Annotated in this window: 19 protein-coding genes and 5 pseudogenes; 11 read left to right on the forward strand and 13 right to left on the reverse strand. The window is 59.6% G+C overall.

Annotation, left to right across the window (positions count from 1 at the left end):
• Nucleotides 1–330: 330 nt before the first annotated feature.
• A complete protein-coding gene (locus B4968_RS15775; RefSeq protein ID WP_083100422.1) occupies nt 331–738 on the forward strand; it encodes a hypothetical protein in 408 nt (135 codons plus the stop codon).
• Nucleotides 739–778: 40 nt separating this feature from the next.
• Here the strand turns inward: B4968_RS15775 and B4968_RS15780 are convergent, their stop codons facing one another.
• The 6 genes and pseudogenes from B4968_RS15780 to B4968_RS15805 all read right to left on the reverse strand — a co-directional run bounded on the left by B4968_RS15780 (nt 779) and on the right by B4968_RS15805 (nt 6,543).
• Nucleotides 779–2,086 (reverse strand): TRAP transporter large permease, encoded by a 1,308-nt coding sequence (locus B4968_RS15780; RefSeq protein ID WP_083100423.1) that lies wholly within the window; start codon nt 2,084–2,086, stop codon nt 779–781.
• Nucleotides 2,086–2,592 (reverse strand): TRAP transporter small permease, encoded by a 507-nt coding sequence (locus B4968_RS15785; protein WP_083100515.1) that lies wholly within the window; start codon nt 2,590–2,592, stop codon nt 2,086–2,088. The genes B4968_RS15780 and B4968_RS15785 overlap by 1 nt, the downstream gene beginning before the upstream one ends.
• Before the next feature lie 74 nt (nt 2,593–2,666).
• Nucleotides 2,667–3,665 carry a TRAP transporter substrate-binding protein DctP gene (dctP, locus tag B4968_RS15790; RefSeq protein ID WP_083100424.1) on the reverse strand — a complete coding sequence of 333 codons (999 nt, stop codon included), beginning with the start codon at nt 3,663–3,665 and terminating at the stop codon, nt 2,667–2,669.
• Between the two features lie 82 nt (nt 3,666–3,747).
• Nucleotides 3,748–4,338, reverse strand: coding sequence for a 3-isopropylmalate dehydratase small subunit (leuD, locus tag B4968_RS15795; RefSeq protein WP_083100425.1), 591 nt, complete (start codon nt 4,336–4,338; stop codon nt 3,748–3,750).
• A pseudogene (gene leuC, locus B4968_RS15800) lies at nt 4,335–5,731 on the reverse strand (3-isopropylmalate dehydratase large subunit). Before leuC ends, leuD begins: the two are co-directional and overlap by 4 nt.
• Nucleotides 5,728–6,543 (reverse strand): GntR family transcriptional regulator, encoded by an 816-nt coding sequence (locus B4968_RS15805; RefSeq protein ID WP_083100426.1) that lies wholly within the window; start codon nt 6,541–6,543, stop codon nt 5,728–5,730. The pseudogene leuC and the gene B4968_RS15805 overlap by 4 nt, the downstream one beginning before the upstream one ends.
• A gap of 141 nt (nt 6,544–6,684) precedes the next feature.
• Here B4968_RS15805 and B4968_RS15810 point away from each other — a divergent pair, with 141 nt between their 5' ends.
• From B4968_RS15810 to B4968_RS15835, 6 genes and pseudogenes are all read left to right on the forward strand, one after another.
• A complete protein-coding gene (locus B4968_RS15810; protein WP_083100427.1) occupies nt 6,685–7,251 on the forward strand; it encodes a nuclear transport factor 2 family protein in 567 nt (188 codons plus the stop codon).
• Nucleotides 7,248–8,941, forward strand: a pseudogene (locus B4968_RS15815) (hydantoinase B/oxoprolinase family protein). The gene B4968_RS15810 and the pseudogene B4968_RS15815 overlap by 4 nt, the downstream one beginning before the upstream one ends.
• On the forward strand, nt 8,938–11,004 hold the full coding sequence (locus B4968_RS15820) for a hydantoinase/oxoprolinase family protein (protein WP_083100428.1): 2,067 nt from the start codon (nt 8,938–8,940) through the stop codon (nt 11,002–11,004). Before B4968_RS15815 ends, B4968_RS15820 begins: the two are co-directional and overlap by 4 nt.
• Nucleotides 11,004–11,606: pseudogene (locus B4968_RS15825) on the forward strand (cysteine hydrolase family protein). Before B4968_RS15820 ends, B4968_RS15825 begins: the two are co-directional and overlap by 1 nt.
• Nucleotides 11,603–12,464: pseudogene (locus tag B4968_RS15830) on the forward strand (isocitrate lyase/PEP mutase family protein). The pseudogenes B4968_RS15825 and B4968_RS15830 overlap by 4 nt, the downstream one beginning before the upstream one ends.
• Complete coding sequence (locus B4968_RS15835) at nt 12,451–13,839, forward strand: FAD-dependent oxidoreductase (protein ID WP_083100429.1); 1,389 nt, start codon at nt 12,451–12,453, stop codon at nt 13,837–13,839. The pseudogene B4968_RS15830 and the gene B4968_RS15835 overlap by 14 nt, the downstream one beginning before the upstream one ends.
• An 87-nt stretch (nt 13,840–13,926) precedes the next feature.
• Here the strand turns inward: B4968_RS15835 and B4968_RS15840 are convergent.
• The 3 genes and pseudogenes from B4968_RS15840 to B4968_RS24635 all read right to left on the reverse strand — a co-directional run bounded on the left by B4968_RS15840 (nt 13,927) and on the right by B4968_RS24635 (nt 16,045).
• A pseudogene (locus B4968_RS15840) lies at nt 13,927–15,070 on the reverse strand (trans-sulfuration enzyme family protein).
• A gap of 119 nt (nt 15,071–15,189) precedes the next feature.
• Nucleotides 15,190–15,453: a hypothetical protein gene (locus tag B4968_RS24630; protein WP_241525785.1), complete on the reverse strand. Its 264-nt coding sequence runs from the start codon at nt 15,451–15,453 to the stop codon at nt 15,190–15,192.
• Between the two features lie 19 nt (nt 15,454–15,472).
• The gene (locus B4968_RS24635) at nt 15,473–16,045 is read right to left on the reverse strand and encodes a hypothetical protein (RefSeq protein ID WP_241525786.1); all 573 of its coding nucleotides are present in this window, start codon (nt 16,043–16,045) and stop codon (nt 15,473–15,475) included.
• A gap of 57 nt (nt 16,046–16,102) precedes the next feature.
• On the opposite strand from B4968_RS24635, the gene B4968_RS15850 reads away from it, so the two are divergent.
• Entirely contained in the window at nt 16,103–16,588 is a 486-nt protein-coding gene (locus tag B4968_RS15850; RefSeq protein WP_083100430.1) for a GNAT family N-acetyltransferase, read from the forward strand.
• Between the two features lie 36 nt (nt 16,589–16,624).
• Here the strand turns inward: B4968_RS15850 and B4968_RS15855 are convergent, their stop codons facing one another.
• Together B4968_RS15855 and B4968_RS15860 are read right to left on the reverse strand one after the other, a co-directional pair.
• Nucleotides 16,625–17,515, reverse strand: a complete 891-nt coding sequence (locus tag B4968_RS15855) for a LysR substrate-binding domain-containing protein (protein ID WP_083100431.1) — start codon at nt 17,513–17,515, stop codon at nt 16,625–16,627.
• 245 nt (nt 17,516–17,760) lie between these two features.
• Complete coding sequence (locus tag B4968_RS15860) at nt 17,761–18,831, reverse strand: metal ABC transporter solute-binding protein, Zn/Mn family (protein WP_083100432.1); 1,071 nt, start codon at nt 18,829–18,831, stop codon at nt 17,761–17,763.
• Nucleotides 18,832–18,949: 118 nt separating this feature from the next.
• On the opposite strand from B4968_RS15860, the gene B4968_RS15865 reads away from it, so the two are divergent.
• The 3 genes from B4968_RS15865 to B4968_RS15875 are packed head-to-tail and all read left to right on the forward strand — an operon-like array spanning nt 18,950 to nt 21,041.
• A complete protein-coding gene (locus B4968_RS15865; protein WP_083100433.1) occupies nt 18,950–19,432 on the forward strand; it encodes a Fur family transcriptional regulator in 483 nt (160 codons plus the stop codon).
• Nucleotides 19,429–20,226, forward strand: a complete 798-nt coding sequence (locus tag B4968_RS15870) for an ATP-binding cassette domain-containing protein (RefSeq protein ID WP_083100434.1) — start codon at nt 19,429–19,431, stop codon at nt 20,224–20,226. Before B4968_RS15865 ends, B4968_RS15870 begins: the two co-directional genes overlap by 4 nt.
• A complete protein-coding gene (locus tag B4968_RS15875) occupies nt 20,226–21,041 on the forward strand; it encodes a metal ABC transporter permease (protein ID WP_083100516.1) in 816 nt (271 codons plus the stop codon). Before B4968_RS15870 ends, B4968_RS15875 begins: the two co-directional genes overlap by 1 nt.
• 55 nt (nt 21,042–21,096) lie before the next feature.
• Here the strand turns inward: B4968_RS15875 and B4968_RS15880 are convergent, their stop codons facing one another.
• Nucleotides 21,097–23,388, reverse strand: coding sequence for a response regulator (locus B4968_RS15880; RefSeq protein ID WP_083100435.1), 2,292 nt, complete (start codon nt 23,386–23,388; stop codon nt 21,097–21,099).
• A gap of 18 nt (nt 23,389–23,406) precedes the next feature.
• Nucleotides 23,407–24,210, reverse strand: a complete 804-nt coding sequence (locus tag B4968_RS15885; RefSeq protein WP_241525801.1) for a PhnD/SsuA/transferrin family substrate-binding protein — start codon at nt 24,208–24,210, stop codon at nt 23,407–23,409.
• Between the last annotated feature and the right edge of the window lie 195 nt (nt 24,211–24,405).

Raw genomic sequence — 24,405 nt, forward strand, 5'->3', positions numbered from 1 at the left:
AGATGTCGCAGTTGAGGGTAGCGCGCGCCCCCCTGCACATCATGATCCAATAATATGAATTATGTTAAATATACTGTTTGAAAATGACGTCGGGATTGCGCCTCCCATTGAGAACTGACGCATGATCAGGCCGCTACGAAGATTTTACAGCTGGCCCTGACTATTGGCGCGCGCCAAAGGGCATTGGCCGTGCAAGTGGCAACACTCTGTTAACAATCCCTGTCAATTTGTAAATAAGCGCCCGCTTTTCGACACAACTTCCTCTAAGCTTCCCCGGTCTAAACCGCTAAAGCTTCTCTCCAACGCTGAACCGACTGCGAGGAGCACATCATGGACTATCTGGTAAAGACGACAAATTTCGCGGCACCCGTCGACCACAAAGGTAGCGACACGAATTGCCTTGGCGCGCTCACCAAAAGCCTTTTCGCAACCCTGGCAGTCACCGTGGCCCTGCTGTCGTCCGGTAGCACCGCGACTGCAGCCAACGCCGCGTCCTCTGCGCTCGCGAGCAACCCTGCAGACGGGTACCTTCGGGATCGCCTGCTCAAGCTTGGCAACGCCCAGCACGCCACGACAACCGGGACGAACCTTTGCTATTCGAGCTGCTCTGCCTCGCAGGCCCTGTCCAACACCTGCGTCTCTGCTGACGCACTGCGTGATGCTCAGGACCGCGCAAACTCCACCCGGATTTCTATGGGCAAACAGGGCTTTTACGCGTCCCTCATGGCACAAAACTAGCGGCCAGGATGCAATCATAAGAGCCAGCGCAGCCCCCGTGCTACAGGCCTGGCAGCCATAGGGCGATCTTTGGAAACAGGATCAGGAGCGCCACCAGCAACATCGAACAGCCCATATAGGGAAAGGCCGAGACATAGATATCGCGCATTGTGGTATCCTTTGGGGCCACGCCCTTCATCACAAAGAGCAACAACCCAAAGGGCGGTGTGGTGAAACTGATTTCAAGCGCCAGCAGAATGATCAGGGCAAACCAGATGGGATCAAACCCCAATGAGGCTGCCAGCGGAAAGAAGATCGGCACCGTCAGCAGCATCATCGAAATCTGCTCCATGAACATCCCAAGCAGCAAGAGCACACAGAACATCACCATCAGCATCGCAACCGGGGCCAGATCAAACGATGTTGCCCAACGGATCAACCCGCTGGACGCGCCCGAAAAGGCCAGAAGCTGGCTGAAGGTGGCCGAGCCGAACACGATCAGATAGGCCATCAATGTGACCCGCAGGGCGCCGACGACGGATTTTTTCATCGCCTCCCAGGTCAGGCAGCGAAACAGGATGGCAAGGATCAGCACCCCCAGCGCACCAAAGGCAGCCGCCTCGGAGGGGGTAATCAAACCGCCCACCATGCCAATCACGATCAACACCATGATCGAGAGCATCGGCACCACATCTCCGAACAGCAGCCGCAGTTTATGGCCCAGCGTCAGTGTTTCCACCTCATAGGCCGGCGCAGCCGTGGGGTCGATCCGGGTCTGCAAATAGATGACCCCGACATAGAGGCTGGCAAGGATCAATCCGGGAAGGATTCCGGCGATCAAAAGCGCGCCCACGTCAATGCGGGCCAATGTAGCCAGCAAAACCGCCAGGGCAGACGGCGGGATGATGATTGCCAGACCACCTGTGCCAAGAATAGGCCCGATCGACATGTGCTTTTTATAACCACGCGTGGTCATTTCCGGCACCATCAGACTGCCCAACAGCGCGGTTGACCCCATGGATGAGCCCGACAATGTTGAAAATGCGGTGCCGCCCAGAACGGTGACATAGGACAGCCGCCCGGGCAGTTTGCCCAGCAGCCGGTCAATGGCGTTGAACATCCGCGCGCCAAGCCCGGTATGGAAAAAAACCTCTCCCATCAGCAAGAACAGCGGGATCGGCACCAGAGCATAGTTCGGCAGCCCGCCAAACCCGTTGTTCAGCAGCAGCGTGATGCCTTTGGCCCCGCCCATAAAGAACCATGCGCCAACGATATTGGCCGCCAAAAAGGCCAGCGCCACCGGCATGCCGATTGCCATCAACAGCAGGATTGAGCCCAGCAGCAGGGCAAGTGATTCAAACCATTCCATTATTCGTGTATCCCTGCTTCGCCAGAATGCATCAGCTCACTGCCAAAGACAAAGCGCGAAAACTCTACCGCCATCAGCCCAAAGCTAATGGGAAAGGCGATGGTCAGGATCCATTTGGGAAAATAATAGGCGCGCACATCCAGATCGTTGCGCGCGATATTTCCCAGGAACAGCTCTGCCCCCTTCCAGGCCAGAATGACCGATACCGTGACGCAAAGCACCGCCACCAGACGACTGACAATGCGCCGCATGGGCGCAGGCAGTGCTGCGGTGACCAGCTCAATATGCACATGGCCTTTTTCACGCACCAGCCAGGGCGCGCCCATCATTGTCATGTAAAGAATGGCGTATTCGGACGAGGTGAACAGCCATGCAAAGGGTTGCATCCCCGCATTGCGCATCACCACCGACAGGGTGACCGAGATCATCAGCCAGACCAGCATAAAGCCTGCAACCCCCGCCATCGCGTACAGGAAACTGTCATAGAGTTTACCAACCATCGCCATTTCATGCCCTTTTTTCGAACCTGCTTGGCGCGCCAGTTGCCCCATCGACATCCGGCGCGCCGCTGTGTGGCTGACTATTTTTGGTAAAACAGCCCGATCAGCGTCTCATAGTTGCCGTCACCCTGGGGGCTATCCGCCATCAGGCCCTTCATGCGATCCCAGGTTTTTTGCGTCGCAGCCGCCAGATAGGCCTCAGCCGCGTCCCCTTCCAGCGTCACAATTTTCATGCCTGCCGCTTCAAGGGCTGCAAAATCCTCGTCCCGCACAGCGCCCAGCTTGGCGGCACTTTCGGCCTCATGGGCCACTGCGACATCCTGCAGGATGGTGCGCGCCTCCTCAGAGAGGCTGTTCCATTTTTCGAGGTTCACAATGGTGCCCAGATCGGTGGAAAAGAAGCAGGGTTCAATCCGGTAGTTGAGGAACTCGTTCCACTTGAGATCAATCAGACCAATCTGGGTCCAGCCGGTCGCATCAACCACACCGCGTTCCAGCCCCGAATAGACCTCAGTCGTGGGCAAATCGATGACCTGCGCCCCAAGGTATTCGGTGAAAAACGCATTATAAACCGCGTTGCCGCGCAGTTTCAGACCCGACACATCCAGATTGCCGCTTGCGTCGAGTTCCGGCGCGTTGCGCGTCCACAAATTGTAGCACACGCCTGAGTCAAACCAGCCGAGATACTTCACGCCCATCTTTTCCTGATGGATCTGGTCGATCAGCTCCAGACCGCCATTGGCACGGGTTTCCACCGCCGTCAGATTGGAGGTGACCAGCGCATCTTTTTCAGGCAAAGCACCGGCATAAAAGCTGCCCGGCGTGTAGACCATATCGACCACACCAGAGCGCACAGCATCCGGCTGCTGGAACATGCCAATGGCCTCGGGACCACCGCGCACTTCGATTTTGACCACGCCTTCGCCAGCCGCGTTGACCTTGTCGACGAACTCAAGGAACGACTTGGTATAAATCAGTGATTCCGGAAAGGCATGCACCGCGGTCAAGGTGTCTTCTGCAAGAGCAGCCGAAGACATTGCCGTTGTCGCAAGGATCGCACCAATAATTTTGTGCTTCATTTTGTAGTACTCCCTGGTGATGGGGTATCTTATGATGCCCCTTTGGTTATGGCCCTGACCCCGACCGGGGCACCCGACCTTGTTATGTCTTGGGCAAAGCCCACTCATGGGCCAAAAACCGCGCGGCCCTAAATGCTGTAATTTGCTCTTTATGCTGGGCAGTCAGGTCGATGTCGTCCCAGCCGTTCACCAGCTTTTGCTGCCAAACGGGGTCGAGCTCAAAACTCAGTTCTTGCCCGGCGATGACGGCTTGCCCTGTGGTCAGATCAACGCAGGCGGCGCAATCCCCAGTTCCGATTTTCGCAAGCAAGGCCTCAACCTGCGCCTGCGGCAAACGCGCGGGCAGCAAGCCATTGTTGACGGCATTGCCCGCAAATATGTCGCCAAAGCTGGGGGCAAACACCGCCCTGATGCCAAAATCCACCAGCGCATAGACAGCGGCCTCGCGGCTGGAGCCGCTGCCAAAATTGCGCCTGCTCACCAGCACGCGGGCCTCCGAATGGCGGTTCAACACATGTGCTGCGTCATCCTGACGGGCATCATGCAGCAAAAACCGCCCATAGCCTTCGCTGCGCGGCACCGACATGAACCGCGCCGGGATCAGCTGATCCGTGTCGACGTTTTCCTGCGCCAGCGCCACGGCGCGGCCTTCAATGCGTGACCATCCCGTCATGACCGCCCCTCCAGATAGGGGCGCACATCGGCCAGGTGGCCGGTCAGGGCGGCCGCTGCCACCATAGCCGGGCTCATCAAATGGGTACGCGCGCCGCGCCCCTGGCGACCTTTGAAATTCCGGTTGGTCGAAGAGGCACAGCGCTTGCCCGCCTCCACCAGATCCCCATTCATCCCAACACACATAGAGCAGCCCGCATCAGCCCATTCCAGCCCGGCCCGGGTAAAGATCTGCGCCAGCCCTTCTGCCTCGGCCTGTTTTTTGACCTGCGCAGACCCCGGCGACACCAGCCCCGGCACCTTTGCCTGACGCCCGGCAAGCACCTTTGCAGCAAGGCGCAGATCCTCGATCCGGCCATTGGTACAGGAACCAATGAACACCTGATCTACTGCCACGCTTTCCAACGGCATCCCGGCCTCAAGCCCCATGTAATCAAGGGCTGCACGGGCTTGCGCCTGTTTGCCACCGGACATTGTTGCAGGATCCGGCACACGCGCGGTAATCGGCAGGGCCTCTTCTGGCGAGGTGCCCCAGGTCACCGTTGGTGCAATCGGGGCGGCATCAACAGCGACCTCACGGTCAAAACCAGCGTCCGGATCGCTGTGCAGCAGCTTCCAGTCCGCCACCGCAGCGTCCCAGGCGGCGCCTTTTGGGGCAAAGTTGCGACCCTTGAGATAGTCGAATGTCACCTGATCAGGCGCAACCAGACCCAGCCTGCCGCCGCCCTCGATGCTGAGATTGCACAGGGTCAGACGTCCCTCAATGCTCAGCCCGCGGACCGCCTCACCTGCGTATTCGATCGCATGCCCCCGCGCACCATCCGCGCCCAGTTTTGCAATCCAGTGCAGCGCCAGATCCTTTGCCGTAACGCCCGCGCCCAAAGCGCCAGTAATGGTGATCCGCATGGTTTTAGGTTTGCGTTGCCAGATTGTTTGCGTTGCCAGAATATGCGCCACCTCGGTCGCGCCCACTCCAAAAGCCAGAGCGCCAAGCGCCCCAGGAGTGGAGGTATGGCTGTCGCGCAATTGATCAGCAAACCGGGCAGCGTCAGCCCCTGCTCTGGCCCCACCACATGCACAATGCCCTGTCCCGGGTCGCGCAAATCAAACAGGCGGACACCCTGCGTTTTGGCATTTTGGGCCAGCGTGTCAATCATACGGCGGATGTCGGGCGCCACAGCTCCGGGCCGCGTTGGCGCGTAGTGGTCAACCACTGCAAAGGTCAGGTCCGGCTCTGCCACCATCAGGCCGCGCTGCGCCAGTTTGGCAAAGGCATGGTGCGAGCCCTCATGCACCAGATGCCGGTCCACCCACAACAACGACAGACCATCGTCGCGGCGCATGATCTCATGCGCCTGCCACAGCTTGTCGAGCAGTGTCAGCGGTCTGGTCATTCTGCCGCGTCTTTCCGGGTCGGATTGATCACCGGCTCCCAATGCCGCGTCTCTCCCACCCCAACATGGTTGAGCGACATCTCAAGCTGGAACATGTCGGGCCGGTACAGCGCCGCAAGATATTCAACCCCGCGCCCCTGCGCATCGCGCACCACACGATCCAGCGACAACAGAGGGGCTCCAATCCGAACGCCCAGTGCCTCGGCGACACCGGGCGAGGCCAGCGTGGCGCTCACCGTTTGATGCGCCGACTCGACCTTGACGCCGGAGCGCTCCAGCAGGCGAAACAGCGGCGTGGTGGCAAGCTCAGCCTCGGTGTAATTCTGCGCGATTTCCTCTGGCACCCAGGTGGTCAAATGGGAAAACGGCTCACCCTCAATCAGACGCAGGCGCACAGCCGCCTGCACGCGCACCTCTGCCTCCAACCCAAGCGTTTTCGCCACGCCGCCAGGTGATGCCCCATAGCTGAACGACAACAGCCTGGCCGTTGTGTTCTGCCCCATCTCAACCAGTTGCGGCATGAGCGTGCTAAAGTCCGCCGCCATAGACGGCCCCACCTTCTGCGCGCAGACCGTAGTCCCAGAGCCAACACGACGCTCGACCAGCCCATCGCGCTCCAGCACATCAAGCGCCCGGCGCACGGTAACGCGGGAGACACCCAGGGTCGCGGCCAGCTTTTGCTCTGCCGGAAGCAGCGCGCCAGGCCCATAAACACCGCGGGTAATCTCCTGATGCAAATGCATAAAAACGCGCTGCGCCTTACCACCCTCAGGAAGGTCTTTGCGTGCAGAGGATGCCAGTGTCTGTCCCATGTCTACCCTTTCAGTTCCAGACCAACCCTAGCGGCGGATTTTCCAAAAGCAACAAATCTATTCACAGAAGAGCAAATTATTTGTCTATACTGATCCAATAATCTGTATTACAAAAAATACCAATTAACAAAGGGAGGCTCTATGCCAGTCATCGAACTTCACGTGATGCAGGGCTACAGTGACGCCGAAAAGACGCGGCTGTGCACCGCCCTCACCCATGCGGTGCGTATCGTCGTCCCCGCCCCTCCCGAGGCCGTCACTGTCCTCGTTCACGAGCTTGACCCGTCTGGGTACATGCGCGGCGGTGAGCATCGCAGCCCGGCCCCCGCGCTGCCCGACCCCATAGAGTTGGTGCGCAGCTATCTGTCGTCGATGGAGGCCCGCGAAATTGATACAGCGCGGACACTGCTGGGCGCGGATTTTGTCATGACCTTCCCCGGAGCCGCACCCATGACGACACTGGAACAGCTGATCGCCTGGGCCAAACCGCGCTACAGATTTGTCACTAAAACCTACCAAGGCTTTGAGGCTCTGCAATCGCCCGATGAGGCGACTGTCGTCTATTGTCGCGGCACCCTGTCTGGCGCCTGGCCGGATGGCACGGCCTTTGAAGGCATCCGGTTCATCGACCGGTTCGAAATCAAGGCCGGGCGCATCACACGGCAAGACGTCTGGAACGACATCGCTGAAGCAAAGGCAAACGCATGACCAAACAGATTGACCCGATCACGCTTGCCGTTCTGGCCGGCCGGATGGAGCAGATCGCGGATGAAATGGATGCAACTCTGTTTCGCGCCGCCTTTAACCCGATCATCGCCGAGGCGCATGACGCCTCACATGGGTTGTACCACGCCATGTCGGGCGACACGCTGGTGCAGGGGAAATCCGGCCTGCCGATCTTTGTCGGCGTCATGTCTTTTGCCGTGAAGGCCGTCATTGAGAAGGCGGCAGAAAACGGCGATCTCGCAGAGGGCGACATCTATATCTTTAATGACGCGCATATGGGCGGCTCCCACCTCAGCGATATGCGGCTGGTGCGGCCTTATTTTCATGATGGCAAACTGTTTTGCTATCTCGCCTCGGTCGGCCATTGGCACGATGTGGGCGGCGCGGTTCCGGGCAACTATAACCCCGCCGCCACCGATGCCTTTCAGGAGGCCTTTGTGCTGCCGCCGGTGCGACTGGCAAAGGCGGGCAAGATCCAGACCGATATCATCGACATTCTGATGCGCAATACCCGCCTGCCGCAATCCGCGCAGGGCGATCTGAACGGCCAGCTGGGCGCACTGGATCTGGGGGTGAAACGGCTGGACGAGTTGCTGGCGGAATATGGCGCCGACACGGTCCGCAGCGCCCTTGATGCCCTGCAAGACCGGGCCGAGGTCTTGATGCGCTCGGAGCTGACAGAGCTGCCTGATGGGCGCTGGGAGGCCGAGGATTTTCTCGAAAATGACGGCATTACCGACACGCCACTGGCCATCAAGGTCGCGCTGGAAATCAAGGGCGACCGCATGGTGCTGGATTTCACCGGCACAGCCGAGCGTTGCGCCGGGCCGGTGAACATCGCGCTGCCAACGGCGGTCGCCACCGCCTATGTTGCGATCAAACATATCTTCCCGTCTCTCCGGCAAATGCCGGGGTCATGCGCCCGATTGAGGTAAAAATCCCCGAAGGCTCCTTGCTGTCGGCCCCCTTCCCTGCCCCTGTTGGTGGCTACACTGAAACCATCCTGCGCATGGTCGATGTGATCTTTGCCGCCGCCGCGCAGGCCGCGCCGGAGCGTGTGGTCGCCAATGCCTATGGCACCATCAATGCGCTGTCGATTTCCGGCAAGCGCGCCAATGGCCAGCCCTGGGTCATGTTCAGCTTTTACGGCGGCGGTCATGGGGGCTCAATCGAAGGCGACGGGCTGAACCACGGCAACGCCCCCATTTCCACCGCAACAATCCCGCCGATGGAAATCCTGGAGGCCGCCTATCCGGTCATGTTCAAACAATGGGCCCTGCGCCCCGACAGCGCCGGAGCCGGCATGCACCGCGGCGGCATGGGGGCAACCTATGAAATCGAAGTGCTGGAAGAAAGCGCCACCGCCTTTTTGTTTGGCGAACGCGGCCGCTTTGCCCCCAAGGGCGCGGCGGGCGGCGGTGACGCCGCACTAAATGTGTTCTCGTACCAGCAGGCCGATGGCTGGCACAGCCCGCCGATGGCGTCAAAAATGGTCGGCATCAAACTGGAGCGCGGCCAGTCCGTGCGGCTGGACACCCCCGGCGGCGGCGGCTACGGCCCGGCGGCACAACGCCCGGCCGCAGATGTCGCGCGTGATGTGGCAGGCGGTTTGATCAATGCAGAAAAAGCCACCGAGGCCTATGGCCCGGCCTGGAAAGAGGTGACCCCATGAGCAGCAGCAACCGCATGATCGGCGTCGATGTTGGCGGCACCTTCACAGATATTTTTGTGCTGGACGAAGCAACCGGCCAGGCCGAAGTTGCCAAAGTTCCCACCACGCGCCCGGATCAGTCGGGCGGATTTCTCTCGGGTATTCAGGCCCGTGTCAAAGATCTCTCAGGTGTTTCCGTCGTGGTACACGGGACCACCGCCGGCACCAACGCGCTGCTTGAGCGCAAGGGCGCCAGGATCGGTGTCATCACCACCATGGGTCTTCGGGATGTGCTGGAAATGCGCCGCCGCGACCGGCCGCGCACCTGGGGGCTGCGGGGGAACTTCACGCCGGTGGTGGACCGGGCTCTGCGTCTGGAAGTGCCGGAACGCACCCTTGCCGATGGCTCTGTCCGCACGCCCGTGGATCTCGCGGCGGTGCGTGCGGCGGCACAACAGCTGATCGACGAGGGCTGCCTCGCCTGTGCCGTGCTCTTTGCCAACAGCTATGCCAATGGTGAAAATGAACGCGCCGCCGTGGCCGCCGTGCGCGAGATCTGGCCCAACGCCCATGTCTCGGCCTCGTCGGAAATCCTGCCGGAAATCCGCGAGTTTGAACGATTTTCCACCACCGCGCTAAATGCCTATCTACAACCCGAGGTCTCGGGCTATCTGGCCCGGTTGGAAACTGCGCTGAAAGACGGTGGCTTTGCCGGAGAGTTCATGATCGTGCAATCCAATGGCGGCGTCATGGATGTGGCAACGGCGGCAAAACTGCCTGTCCGCACTGCTCTGTCAGGCCCGGCAGCAGGCGTGATCGCGGCGGGCTACATTGCGCAGGCTGCGGGGTTTCCTGATGTCATCACCGGCGACATGGGCGGCACCTCTTTTGATGTCAGCCTGATCGCCCAGGGGGCGTCCATGTTGTCGCCGCAGACCTCGATCGATTTTGGCATGGTGGTCCGCTCACCAATGATCGAGATCACCACCATCGGCGCCGGTGGCGGCTCTATTGCCTGGGTGGACAAGGGTGGCTTGCTGAATATCGGCCCCGAAAGCGCCGGCTCCACCCCCGGCCCTGTGGCCTATGGGCAGGGCAACACCCGCCCCACCGTGACCGATGCCAATGTGGTTCTGGGCCGCATCGACCCGGACAACCCCATTGGCGGCAAACTCGACCGGCTGGATGTCGAGGCCGCCAAATCCGCGATCCTGAAACATGTGGGGCAGCCTTTGGGCATGGATGCGCTGCAGGCTGCCGAAGCCATTTTACGCGTCGCCAACAGCCGCATGGCAGGGGCGCTGCGCCTGGTGTCGATCGAACGCGGCTTTGATCCGGAACGCTTTGCCTTTATGCCCTTTGGTGGCGGCGGAGCGCTGCATTCCGGTGCAATGCTGGCAGAGGTTGGCCTCGCACGCGCCATCGTGCCGCGGTATCCCGGTGTGACCTCAGCCATGGGCTGCGTGATTGCCGATATGCGGCAGGATTTCGTGCAAACCATCAATGCCATGTTGGTGGGGATCGATCTGTCGCAGCTGACAGGATTCATGCAAACCCATGTAGACAGCGGGTTTGCCACGCTGGACGCGGCGCAAACTCATTTTGAGCGCCGCGACACGGAATTCACCCTCGACATGGCCTATCTGGGGCAAACCCATACCGTGCCGGTCCCCCTGCCGGTGACGGTTGAAAACGGCCGGGTAACGCCGCCAACAGAGGCAGAAATCGCCACGTCCTTTGATGCGGCATACCGCGCCACCTATGGCCGGTTGCTGCAGAACGGAGTGCGCCGGGTGATCAACCTGCGCTCCGCCATTACCGGGCGGCGCCCCCGGTTCGATCTGGCCACGCTGGCCCCGAAAGGCGGCAGCACAGACCAAGCCTTTAAGGGCACACGGCAGGTGCATTTTGACGGCAGCTGGCACGAGACAAAGCTCTATGAGCGGCTGGTTCTGCCCATTGGTGCCGTGATCGCCGGACCTGCGATCCTGGAGCAGCCCGACACAACCGTCTTGATAGAGCCGGGCCTTGTCGGCACAGTCGACGCCTACGGCAATGCCTTGATGGAAAGGGCCACAGTATGATGACCCCCGCTACAAAAGCCTTGCTGACGATAGATCTGCAAATGACTTTGTGCATCCCAAAGGCGCCTATGGCCGGGCCGGTCAGGGTGCCGCAAGCATCCTTGCGCTGCCAGACCGGATTGCGCCGCTTAAATCAGCGCTCACCCAGGCCGGAGGGATCTACATATCGGCCCAGTTCACCCTGGTGCCCGGGCGCAATGATGAGCCTCTGATTGCACCTCATCTGAAAAAGCTGCGCCCCTTTTTGACCAAGGGCTATTTTGCACCGGGCAGCTTTGGGCATGCGCTGGTCGACAGCTTGGCGCCAGCAGATTTCACGGTGGAAAAGGTCCGCCTACTCGGCCCTGTATCAAACGCGGCTGGAATACATCCTGCGCGCCATGAACATCGACACGCTGATTATTGGCGGCATCGTCACTAACGGTGGCGTGGCCAGCACGGTGCGCGATGCGCATCTGCGCAATATTCACACCATCCTGCTGTCTGATGGCTGCGCCGCCTTCAATGACGAGGTGCATGAGGCCACCCTGACATCGCTGGGTTCGGTGTCTGACATCGTAACCTGCGCCGACGCCATGGACATGATTGGAGCCGCGTCATGACCCTGCGCAGCCGTCTCACCTCGCCTAAGATCGTGCTCCCCCCCGGGGGTCTATGACGGGCTAACCGCCGCTCTTGCTACCGATGCCGGGTTTGAGGCGCTTTATCTGTCGGGGGCTGCGGTGGCCTATAGCCGCCTGGGCCGCCCCGATATTGGCCTGACCACCGCGTCAGAGATGGCGGATACCATGGCGCTGATCGCGGACCGCACCGATCTGCCTGTGATCATGGATGCCGATACCGGCTTTGGCAACGCGCTGAATGCGCGGCGCACCATGCAGGTTTATGAGCGCGCCGGCGCTGCTGCCCTGCAGGTCGAAGACCAGAGTTATCCCAAACGATGCGGCCACCTGTCCGACAAATCTTTGATCTCCAAAACAGAAATGTCCGGCAAGATCGCGGCCATGGCCGATGCCCGTCGCCAGGACACCCTGATTGTCGCCCGCACGGATGCCATCGCGGTCGAAGGCTTTGACGCCGCAATTGAGCGCGCCGGCAGCTACATCGAAGCCGGGGCCGATGTCTTGTTCGTTGAGGCCCCCCGCGACAGCGACGAGCTGGCAAAAATCGCAACAGCGTTCAAAGGTCAGGTGCCGCTGCTGGCCAATATGGTCGAGGGTGGCGCGACGCCAATTTCGTCCGCCACAACCCTGCAAGACATGGGTTTTGACATCGTGATTTTCCCCGGCGGCATTGTCAGGGCACTGGCGATGACGGCGCAGAACTACTACGCCAGCCTGATGGAAGCAGGCTCTAACAAGCCGTTTTCTGATCGAATGCATGATTTTGACGGGTTGAATGCCGCGATTGGCACCCCCGAGATGCTGGCGCTTGGAAAGCGGTTTGATGGCACATCCTGACGTCGCAGAGCCACCCGAGGCTTTCGATCTTGCGGTCGAAACCCTGATCATCGGCGCCGGGGCCGCAGGCATGGTTGCAGCACTGGCAGCAAACGAGGCGCAACAGGAGGTTCTGCTGGTCGAGGCGGACGCCGTGCCCGCAGGATCCGCCGCCCTCAGTGCCGGGCTGATCCCAGCCGCAGGCACCAGATTTCAGGCGCAGGCAGGCATTAAGGATAGCCCAGAGCAATTTACACAGGATATTCAGGCCAAGGCGCAAGACGAAAACGATCCTGATCTTGTGCGCAGCATGGCCAGCACTGCAGCCCCTGTGATCGAATGGCTTTACAGCCGCCACGGGCTGGCCTTTTCGCTGGTCACCGATTTTGACTACCCCGGCCACAGCCGCCGCCGCATGCACGGATTGCCAACGCGATCCGGGCAGGAGTTGATTGATGCGCTGCGCGCCCGCACCGAGGAACTGGACATCCCGCTGATCTGCAATCGCCGGGCAATCAGGCTCTATGCAAGGGAAGACCGTATCTACGGCGCCCAGCTGCTACTGCCTGATGGCAGTTGTGAAACCATCGCCTGTACGCGCCTGATCCTTGCCTGCAATGGATTTGGCGGCAACCGCGCGATGGTGGCTGAACACATGACGGAGATCAACAATGCCCTGTGGTTTGGCCATGATAGCAACCGCGGCGAAGCCATTCGCTGGGGGCAGGCACTGGGTGCCAAGACTGCTCATCTTGGTGCCTATCAGGGTCACGGAAATGTGGCCCATCCGCATGGCATCCTGATCGGCACCTGGGCCACCATCACCGAAGGCGGCGTGCAGGTAAACAGCACAGGGCAGCGGTTCTGGAACGAAGCGCAGGGCTATTCTGAGGCAGCCCGTGCGGTGCTGGCACAACCGGGTGGCACGGCCTGGGTGATCTTTGACAGCCGCATTGCCGCGATCGCCCGCCAGTTTGAAGATTTTAAGAACGCCGAAAAACAAGGGGCTGTTCTGACCGGCGAAACCATTGTTGATCTTGCTAAGGCGTCCGGCCTGCCGCAGCAAGCTCTCAGCGATACGCTGTCCACGCTGCCACGCGCGGGACATGACAGTTTTGGCAGATCGTGGGACACAGATAAGCCGCGCCTCAGCCCGCCCTATCACGCGGTAAAGGTAACAGGTGCCCTGTTTCACACCCAGGGTGGTCTGGAAGCCGACCCGGCAACGGCCAAAACCCGCCGCGCGACAGGCTGCAAGACGGGGGGCTGTCTTGACAATCTCTATGCTGTTGGTGGCGCCGCCTGCGGCGTATCCGGGCGTGGCGACAGCGGCTATCTGTCCGGCAACGGCCTGCTGGCGGCTGTTACCCTGGGGTATATCGCCGGGCGGCAATAGCGCGCCCGTCACAGGTCAAATTGCATGCACAGGCACTGCATGCCCCGGCAGCAGCCACCGGGGCGGCAAAGCCTGCCGCGATCTGGCCTAGCCCTGCAGCGCCTGTGTCAGATCTGCGATCAGATCCTCCACGTCTTCGATACCGATAGAGATCCGCAACAGGCTTTCGGGAATGCCGGTGTGGGGCTCGATGGTATACCGGTGCTCAACCAGGCTCTCAACGCCGCCAAGCGAGGTTGCGCGGTGAAACAGGTTCAAGCGTCCCGCCACGGCCAGCGCCGCCTCACGTCCGCCCTTGACCAGAAAAGACATCAAAAACCCATAACCGCCGCTCATCTGCCGCGCCGCCAGAGCGTGACCTTCGTGGCTGGGCAGGCCGGGGTACAAACACATCTTCTACCTCAGGGTGCGTCGAGAGGAATTCTGCGACGCGCATGGCATTGGCGCACATCTTCTCAACCCGCAGCGGCAGGGTGCGCATGCTGCGCACCAGCAACCATGCCTCGAACGGGCCCATGACCGCGCCGGCTTCGTTGCGGTCCATGCAGATCGCCTCCCAGACCGCATCGCGCGCTCGGGTGCTGAGAACGCCTCCCAACACATCAGAATGGCCGTTGATCACCTTGGTTGCCGAATGCATGACAATATCAGCCCCCAGCGCCAGAGGACGTGTCAGCAAGGGGGTTGCTGCGGTACTGTCCACAACCAAAATGGCGCCGCAGCTTTCGGCGCAGGTCTTGGCGGCGGCAATATCGACCGTTTTCAGCCAGGGGTTTGACGGCGTTTCCACGAACAACACCTGGGCATCATACTGCATACAGACCGCCTGCAGCGCCGCGATATCACTGGCGTCCACCTCATGCAGTGTTATGTCACGGCGGTTTCAAAAATCGCGGATCCATTTGGTTGTGCCCCAGTAGATGCCCGATTGCACAATGACCGACCCGCCATTTGGCACCGTGCGAAACACCGCCGCAATCGCAGCCATTCCAGACGGAAACAGCTGGGTATCCTCGGCGCCTTCAAGACGCGTAAGGATTTCCTCTCCCAGCCGCACCGCCTCGTTATGCGAGCGCAGATAGACGTTGTCGCCATTGACCAGTTGATAGTCCCGGTCGCGCACAAAGGTGGTCGAGGGCTGGATCGGCGGCACCACGCCCCCACTGGCCATATCAACCGCACCTGCGGCCTGCGCGGCAATCGTCGCCGGTTTTAAGTCATTGCGCAGCATAAAAAAGCTCTCCATTCCAGTGTCGCCCCATCTTTGAAGCGCGCAAGCTGCAAGTGCAATTGTTTTCCAACCGCAACCCAGCCAAGGGCCTGCACATTCTGCAACAAGAAAGTAGAGGGCTATAATTGCAGATGAATATGATCATCATGGCGGGCAGCGCGGCACCCCTGAAAGCGGATCTTTTGATCCTCGACCCAAAACTGCGGCTGCAAGTGGGGCTCAACAAACAGTTTTCCAACCCGTGCGTCCTGCACCAGTGTGCGTAGCAACAGAGAGGTCCGCGCGGGCTCAAGCCTATAGTCGGGCCAGAACCGCTGCAAAACAGCGAAATCCCAGCGCAGGGTCAGCCAGACCGCCGGGCACCTTTGAGTATCCCCAGCCAAGGCTCCGCTGCTGTCGTCTTCAAAAGCAAAATACCCAACCGGAGAGCGCGTTGCGCCCGCAAGATACCCTGAGGCATCGCGATAAAACAGCGCCAGGTCCACCTTTTCCCCATCCATCATGCGACAGGTGCGGCAACAAAGGAAAACCCGTCAGGAATGGAAAATTGGCGTCCAGAACACCTGTCTTGGTTCCCGGATATTCTCTTTCCAGTGTGGCTGCGGCCTCTTGCAGAACCGCCGCGAGTTCAGGCGTGACATAGTTTCGGTTGGTGATGCAGTAGAACCAGGACTGAACCTGCAAGCTGCCACCATTGTGACAGCTCAGAGCCACCCGCCCCGTCACCGGTGTGGCCCAATGGGCAGCCAGGGTCAGGGCGCTATATGTCAGCACAAACATCAAGATGCGCCGCCGGAACAGCAGGGCAAACAGCCAAGCCATCCCGCCGAGCTGTGTCAGCAAGGTCAGGAACACAAAGATCGCTGTATGACCAAGAAGTCGCATCATCTGTCGAAATGACCCCTGATCCGCACCGGGTGCAAGAGATTTACCACAGCTGGTCACCAGCGGCGCCATTCGATCTTGTAGTTCCACGGCCTGCATGATCCTTATTGCGTCAGTTCTCAGGGTCCAAACGATGGAAACTACGCCATGCCAACACGTATTCGACAGGCGCAGCCACAGGATGCCGCAACGATCACCCGCATTGCAAATAGCCTGATCCGCGACACGCTTTTCACCTTTACCACGCAAGAGCGCAGCCCCGAGGACATTGCAGCGCGGCTGCGCGACGCCACCGCGCCGTTTCTGCTGGCCGAAATCGATGGCCGCGTGGTGGGGTTTGCCACCTATGGCCCCTTCCGCAGCGGGCCTGGCTATCGCCACACGCAGGAACACTCTATCCAGCTGACGCAGGCGGCGCAGGGGCGCGGGTTGGGCCGGGCTCTGATGCAGCGACTGGAAGACGTCGCACGGCAAAATGGCGTGCATGTGCTGGTGGCCGGGATCAGCGGCGCAAACCCCAGGGCGGTCGCCTTTCACGCAGCCATTGGCTTTACCCAGAGTGGCCATATGGCGCAGGTCGGTCACAAATGGGGGCAGTGGCTTGATCTGATCCTGATGCAAAAACAGCTCTAGCCTCAGGGTCTCGTGGCACCTAGCCGCGCGCTTCTGCTAGCCTGCGGATTTTTGGCGCAGCTGCCGGGTGATCCAGGCCTCGAATTTTTGCACCGGCTCCGTCGCCGCCCCATGCGGGCGCACCAGATAATAGCGCTTGGGAGAGCGCAGCCCGGGCCCCGGCAGCCGCATCAGCGCGCCAGAATCCAGCTCCTGTGACACCATATCAAAGGGCACGATTGCGGCCCCCAATCCCGCGACCGCAGCGCCGATCACCATGGAGTACTGGTCAAAATAGCGCCCGTCCTGGCGCGGCTGCCCCAGAATGCCTGCCGCGCGAAACCAGTCGCCCCAGGCATCCCTGCGGCTGTCCAGATGCACCAGCGGGGCCGTCGGCAGGGTCTCGATCTTTTCCAGGTCATACTGTGCAAAAAACGCGGGCGCTGCGACCGGGATCATCTGCTCACCAAAGAGTTCGACCATGCGCGCGCCGGGCCAGTTGTCACGGCCATAGTGAATTGCCAGATCAAAGGGATCACGCGCAAAGTCAAACCTCTCCAGCCGGGTAGAAAGGTTGAGCTCAACCTCCGGGTGGCGCGTAAAGAAATCCGGCAGCCGGGGGATCAGCCAGCGATTGGCAAAGGTCGGCAGCACGGCAATGCGCAGGGCACTGCGCCCTGCCCCGGCCGCCACTGCCTTGTGCAGCGTGTTGCGCAGCGCCCCGAGATCAAGCGCCAGATCCTGTGCCAGACCAGAGCCCGCAGCGGTCAAAACAACGCCACGCCCCACCCGCTGAAAGAGCTCAAAGCCGAGATCGGTCTCAAGCTCTTTCACTTTCTTACTGACCGCGCTTTGGGTGAGGCCCATTTCCTCGGCCGCCGCAGTGAAGCTTTGATGCCGCGCCGCGCTCTCGAAACAGCGCAGGTGAGTCAGACTTGGCAAACGCATATCAGATCTCCCCGGCTGTAATGTGCGCCAATACAGAGCGCCCAGACAGCAAATTTAAGAGGGTGGAATTATATACCCGTCCCTCGGCCCTTTAGGATTTGGTTTCAAGTGTATTTTCACCGCCGCCACAGGCAACCTCACTCATCCTATCTAACCCATCCGGTAGGCGCGCGCCTCAAACGCCACGAAAAAAGGGGCAGAACGAGTTCTGACCCTTTTGCAGTGAAGCGATGTCGCCGATGCCCCTAGCGGCAGGCGACCATTGCTGCGCCAAGCTCGTGTAACAGTGCGACATAGAACCCGGATCCCAGCTCAAGACCGGTGCCCATGGGGTCAATCACCACGGTTTTCGCAGCACTGCCCTCCAGCACGGTTGCCACCAGATCCGGGTTGAATTGCGGCTCGGAAAAGACGCAGCTCACCGCGTGATCCTTCACAACCTGCTGGATCTCGGCGATCCGGGCCGGGCTGGGGTCAGAGGCATCACTCAGCGCAATTGCACCCGCCGCCTGAATGCCAAAGCTGTGCTCAAAATACTGATAGGCATCGTGAAACACCACAAAGCCACCGCTCTGGGGGCGTGACAGAGACTCTGCAATCTGTGCCCGGGCAGTCTGGATCTCAGCCCTGCCTGCGGCTGCATTGGCCGCATAGGTCGCAGCATTCTCCGGGTCCAGGCGGGACAGCTCAGCCGCAATCACCTCCAGCCAGAGCTGCGCATTTTCCGGAGACAGCCAGGCATGCGGATCCACGCCTTCATGGCCGTCGTGCCCATGCTCATCAGAGTGTTCCTCATCGTGGCCTTCCTCGTGGTCATCATCATGGGCTTCGCCATGCTCGTCATGCGCCTCATCGTGCGCGTGTTTTTCGGGGTCGTCCTCATGTTCGCCAGTATGGTCATCGTCATGATCGTTGTGATCGTCTTCGTGCGCGTCCTCAGAGTGATGATGCGCTTCAAAGCCGACACCCTCGCGGAAGGGCAATATCAGCGTGCCTTCGACATCGAGCAGTTCTGTGACCTGAGCCTGGCCTGCCAGCTCATCCATTGCCCGATCCAGCCAGGGCGTCAGCACCTCGCCCAGCCAAAACACCGCATCGGCACGCGACAGCGCCATGGCCTCGGAGGGGCGCATGGCGTGATCATGAGGAGAGGCACCCACAGGCACCACAAGGCTAGGCTCGCCCAGCCCCTGCATCACGCGAGACACCAGCCCATGGATGGGTGCGATATCCGTCGTGACGCGCGGCACCTCTGCCCAGATTGCTGTGGAAAAACCCAGCACCGCAACAGCTGTTGTCAGGGGGATTTTGAACATGGTGCACCTCATGTGATTGTATAACATATCGCGGCTTGTTAAACGTCATATCATAACATATCAAGAGCCAAGTTCGCCTCATCGGCCTTTGCCCTTTTATCAGCGGAGATTCGCGACCATGGATACCATAGGATTCGAAACCCATGATCATGCCAGCTGCATTGCCGACTGCATCGCCACGGTTGACGCCAATTGCAGGGCGCAGGGGCTACAGTTCACGCCGGTGCGCAAGCGGGTGTTGGAAATCCTGCTGCAGGAACACCGTGCGCTGGGGGCCTATGAGATTCTCGACCGGCTGCGCGAAGAGGGACTGGGCTCGCAGCCCCCCGTCGCCTACCGCGCCCTTGATTTTCTGGTGAAGAACAAATTCGCCCACAAGATCGAGCGCCTGAACGCATTTATTGCCTGCACCCACCCTGGCGAAGACCATGCTCCGATCTTTATGATTTGCCGTCTGTGCAATGCGGTCGCTGAGGCCCATACCAATCCGACCAAGGGACAATTGGGCGAGGCCGCGCGCGAGGCCGGTTTCCAGATTGAACGCACCGTGGTCGAGGCCGAGGGTCTTTGCCCCAATTGCCAAAAAGCAAACGCTGCATGAGTCTGATTGCGCTCAAAAATCTCTCGGTCCGCTATGGCGGCAATACGGTGCTGTCTAATGTGACCCTCGCGATCAATCCGGGCGAGATCGTCACCATCGTCGGGCCAAATGGCTCGGGAAAATCCACCCTGCTGCGCAGTGTCATTGGAGCGCAAAAGCCAAGCAAAGGGAGCGTGAGCCACAGTCCCGATCTGCGCATTGGCTATGTGCCGCAAAAACTGCATATCGACCCGACGCTGCCCATAACAGTCCGCCGGTTTCTGAGCCTGCCCGACAAGGTCTCTGACCAGCAGGCCGCAGATGCTCTGGAACAGGCCGGAGCAGGTCAGTTGGCCAGCCGCCAGATGGCCGGGCTTTCTGGTGGTCAGTTTCAGCGGGTGCTGCTGGCCCGCGCCCTGCTCTGCGCGCCAAACCTGTTGATTCTGGACGAGGCAACGCAGGGTCTGGACCAGCCCGGATCTGCCGCGTTTTACCAACAGATTGAAGCCGTGCGTCAGTCGCTTGGCTGCGCCATTTTGATGGTGAGCCACGAGCTGCATGTAGTGATGGCCGCCTCTGACCGGGTGGTCTGCCTCAATGGTCATATCTGCTGTGAGGGAGAGCCCGAACATGTCGCATCAGCGCCAGAGTATCGCGCCCTCTTTGGCAGCGGCACCCAGGGTGCACTGGCCCTGTACCGGCATGAACACAATCACAGCCACGACCACAGTTGTGGCCACGATCACGGCAAAGACGCCCCCAGCGCACTACAATCAGATGCCGCGGGTTCAGACAGGAAAGAGCTGCAAAGATGATGAGCTTGTTTGACAGTTTTCTGCTCCGCGCCGCCTTTGCCGGCACGGGCGTTGCCCTTGCTGCTGCCCCTTTGGGATGCTTTGTGGTCTGGCGCCGAATGGCCTATTTTGGCGATGCCACCGCGCATGCCTCGATCCTGGGCGTTGCTTTGGCACTGGGCTTTCAGGTGCCGATCTTTGCTGGCGTGCTGATTGTTTCCCTGCTGATGGCAACCGCCGTCTCCAGCCTCAGCGGCCGTGGTTTCGCCATGGATACCCTGCTTGGGGTTCTGGCACATTCTTCGCTGGCCTTTGGTCTGGTTGCGGTCTCGTTTCTGCAGGGCGTGCGCATTGATCTGATGGCCTATCTCTTTGGCGACATCCTGGCTGTGAGCAGACTGGATCTTGCGGTGATCTGGGGTGGTGCTGCGCTGGTGCTGGTGATGCTCTGGGCCAGATGGTCGGCGCTTTTGACCGCAACGCTCAGCCCGGATCTGGCCTATGCTGCGGGGCTCAACCCCAAACGTGAGCAGCTGATCCTGACCATCGCCCTGGCTCTGGTGGTTGCCGTTGCCATCAAAGTGGTTGGCGTATTGTTGATATCCGCCCTGCTCCTGATCCCTGCGGCGGCGGCCCGACCCTTTGCCTCGACACCAGAGCGCATGGCATTTATTGCCGCTGGCATCGGCATGCTGTCGGCGCTGGCAGGGCTGCAGCTGTCTTTTGTCTTTGACACCCCAACAGGGCCAACAATTGTCTGTTTCGCCGCCGTGGTCTTTGCTTTGGCAAGCCTCGTTGATCTGGTCCGGCAACAGCGGGTCTCTGCCTCGCACTAGCCCAGCCGCGCACTGGCCCAGACTCGCACTAGTCCCTGACACGTCCAGCCTGTGGTCAGCTCCGGTGCCCCAAGGTGCCAGTCTTGCGCTCTTCAGGGGTGTAGACCCATTTGTTGATCGCGCGGATCAGGGCCTTCTTTTTGATTGGCTTGCTGATAAAATCATCCATGCCAGCGGCCAGGCATTTTTCACGGTGCGACTCGAGCGCGTTGGCCGTCAAAGCAATGATTGGACAATTGCGGTGCTGCGTTTTGAACTCAATTTCCCGAATTTTTAGCGTCGCCTCGACACCGTCCATGTCAGGCATCATCATGTCCATCAGGATGATGTCAGGCAGGGTGTTGCGATAACACTCGACCGCCTCAGCGCCATTGGCAGCAATGGTGATGTCAAACCCTGCATCCTTTAGCATCCGGGTCACCACCAGTTGATTGGTCCGGTTGTCCTCAGCCATCAGCAATTTGATGCGATCTGTTGCCGGTTGCGGAATGGCGACAGGCGCGGCGGCAACAGATGGCTCTGGTGCCCCGTTCAACACCCGCGCAAGCACCTGCTTCAAATGTGCCGACCGCAGCGGTTTGAGCACGGTTTCACAGCCTTCCATGCCTTCGCGCGCGGTCCGTGTCATCGCATGCTCCACCGAAGACAGCATCACAATCGGCATCGCCTTAAAATCGGCAATCGCGCGAATACGCTGGGCAAGCTCACGGCCATCCATCAGTGGCATCTGATAGTCCAGAACCACAAAGTCGAGGCGACCCCGCCCCCCCTCCAGGCCGGAGAGTATCTCCAGAGCCTCAGAGGCATTGCCAGCCTCCAGACAGGTGACCCCCCAGGAGGACAGCCGCTCCGACAGGATCAGCCGGCTCAGCTCCAGATCATCTACGATCAGGGCCGTCAGCCCTTTCAACTCAGGCTCTTTAGGGACCAGGCTCTCCACCGGAGCACAGGTCGGCAGCGACAAACGAATGGTAAAGGTCGACCCCTTGCCAGCCTCGGATTGTACCGTCACACGCCCGCCCATCAGTGACAGCAGGCGCGAGGAAATAGCCAGGCCCAGCCCTGTCCCCTCAAAGCTGCGGGTTGCTGCGCCATCCACCTGTTCAAAGGCGTTGAAAACCGCATCAATCCGGTCTTCGGGAATGCCGATGCCGGTATCTGTCACCGCTATCGAAAGCTGATATCCACGTGGCCCGACCTCACCGGTGACATCGACAAAAATATGGCCAACTTTGGTAAATTTGACTGCATTGCCAATGATGTTTGTCACCACCTGGCGAATTCTTCCGATATCGCCTTCAAAAAACTCTGGCAGGCCGGGATCGTAGCGCAGAATGATTTCGACACCCTTCACAGTGGCTTTGGGCGACAGCAAGGTCACGACATCCTCGATCGCGGTCTGCAGATTGAAGGGCGCTACATCAATTTCGATCTTGCCCGCTTCGATCTTGGAGAAATTGAGAATATCATTGATGATGGTCAACAGGGCTGATCCGGATTTGGAAATCGTTTCAGCATACATCTGCTGATCTTCGTTGAGCTCCGTCTCCAAAATCAATTCGGTCATCCCAATCACACCGTTCATCGGTGTGCGGATTTCGTGGCTCATATTGGCCAGAAATTCCGACTTTGCCTGATTGGCGATATCAGCAGCTTCACAGGCTTGTTCCAGGGCTGTCTCGCGCTCATCGCGCTCGGAAAAGGTATCTTCCAGCACCCCAACCGAAAAATTCAGCGCCCAGAATTCCCGCGAGGCGTACCAGGGCAACTGGCCCGCATCACGACGCGCGCCAGAAATTGCGTCCGACATCCTGAGATGGATCGTTTGCAACGGCCGAAGGGCCAACATGTTGACCAGAAACAAGACCAGCGTTGACAGCACTGCAATGGCAAGGACGGTCCACATGATCGTATAGCGGACCTTTGCGCGCACCAAGGCCTGGCCATCGAGCATCGACCACTCCACAACCATGGTGCCGAACTTGAAGCCCTCCATCTCCACCGGTTGCTCGTAGGTGACATAGTCCCCCAATGTTCCAGACGGGCCACGCCTGACGGAGGCAATCAATACACCTTCCCCGTTCAGGATCTGGATCGACAGAATTTTGGGGTTTCGCGACAGCGTTTCGTGCAGCCATGTTTCCAGCACAGGCACGTCTTCGACAATGATCGACTCGAGCATGAGGCCGCTGAGCAGAGAAATCGTCAGCCCGGCCTGTTCGCTCAACTGCTCCCGCAACCGGTTGCCCTCGTACCGATTGGCAACAGTGCCAACAACAAGGGCGACCAGAAGGGCTGCCAGGGACAGGGACAGAACAATCTGAAACAGAATACCGGTACGTTTCATTTCTCAGCTCTTCAAAAACTAGAAGCTGCGGCTTTGCTCAATGGCATCGCGGATCAAATCATAGTCTGTATCCTCGCCCGCCAAAAAACCATTCTTAGAGACGCGCTGCACAATCTCTTCGTTTTGTGACGCCAGCATGACATCTCGCATGGCCTGCAAAATCCTTGCATCCAAACCGGCCGAGGCCAGCCAGGGTTTGGTCACATTATCAAAAGACATCAGCACCCGGATCGGAACCCCCTTGGCAACAAGCTTCTTATAGGTGCTCTCTTTCAGGGCTCCCGCTGAATATTTATTTGCGCCGACCGCTTCACCGACCAGGTCATGACGACCAAGGTAGGCGAAACTATGCAAATCGGCTCCCGAAATACCTGCATTCAGCAACTCTGCCTGGGACAAGTATCGCCCAACGGTAGACAATTCATCGCCAAAGGCAAACGTCATTCCCTTGAGCTCTTCCAGAGACTGAAGGGGGCTGTCGCGATGCACAACGATGACGCCCTTAAAGCGCTTTTCACCCTTCTTGGACTCCATCGCGACAATGCTGACCGACGGGTTCGCGCGCTTTACCATAACATATGAGGCCGGGCCAAAGCGTGCAAAATCCACTTCTCCTTCGGCCAGCTGACGGATGCCTTCTTCGTATTCCTTGGCAATCTGCATCTTGATGATGACTTTTTCGCCCAGTCGTTCGGACATCCGGTCAGCGAGAAAGGACAGGAAGGGACGGTATTTTCGGACCGTCACCGTGGGCTTGTCAGCGGCGTAGGTTCCAAACGTGAGCGAAATATCTGCCCTTACGCTTAATGGAGCCAGACTCATGAGGCCCACAACCAGCACGAGCAACAGGCGCGCAGATCTGACGGAGTTGGCAATCTGTCCCAACAAGAAGGAAATAGTGTTTCTGTCTGCCTGCAGCATGGACGAGCCTCCTGGCTGATACAATGTGTTGCGACCCTGCGGCCTGTGTCAAGTATCACTCAATCCATGAAACAGCGAAGTTAACATACTTGCACC

Origin of the sequence: Pseudophaeobacter leonis, from assembly GCF_002087335.1 — a bacterium.
Lineage (GTDB): Bacteria > Pseudomonadota > Alphaproteobacteria > Rhodobacterales > Rhodobacteraceae > Pseudophaeobacter > Pseudophaeobacter leonis.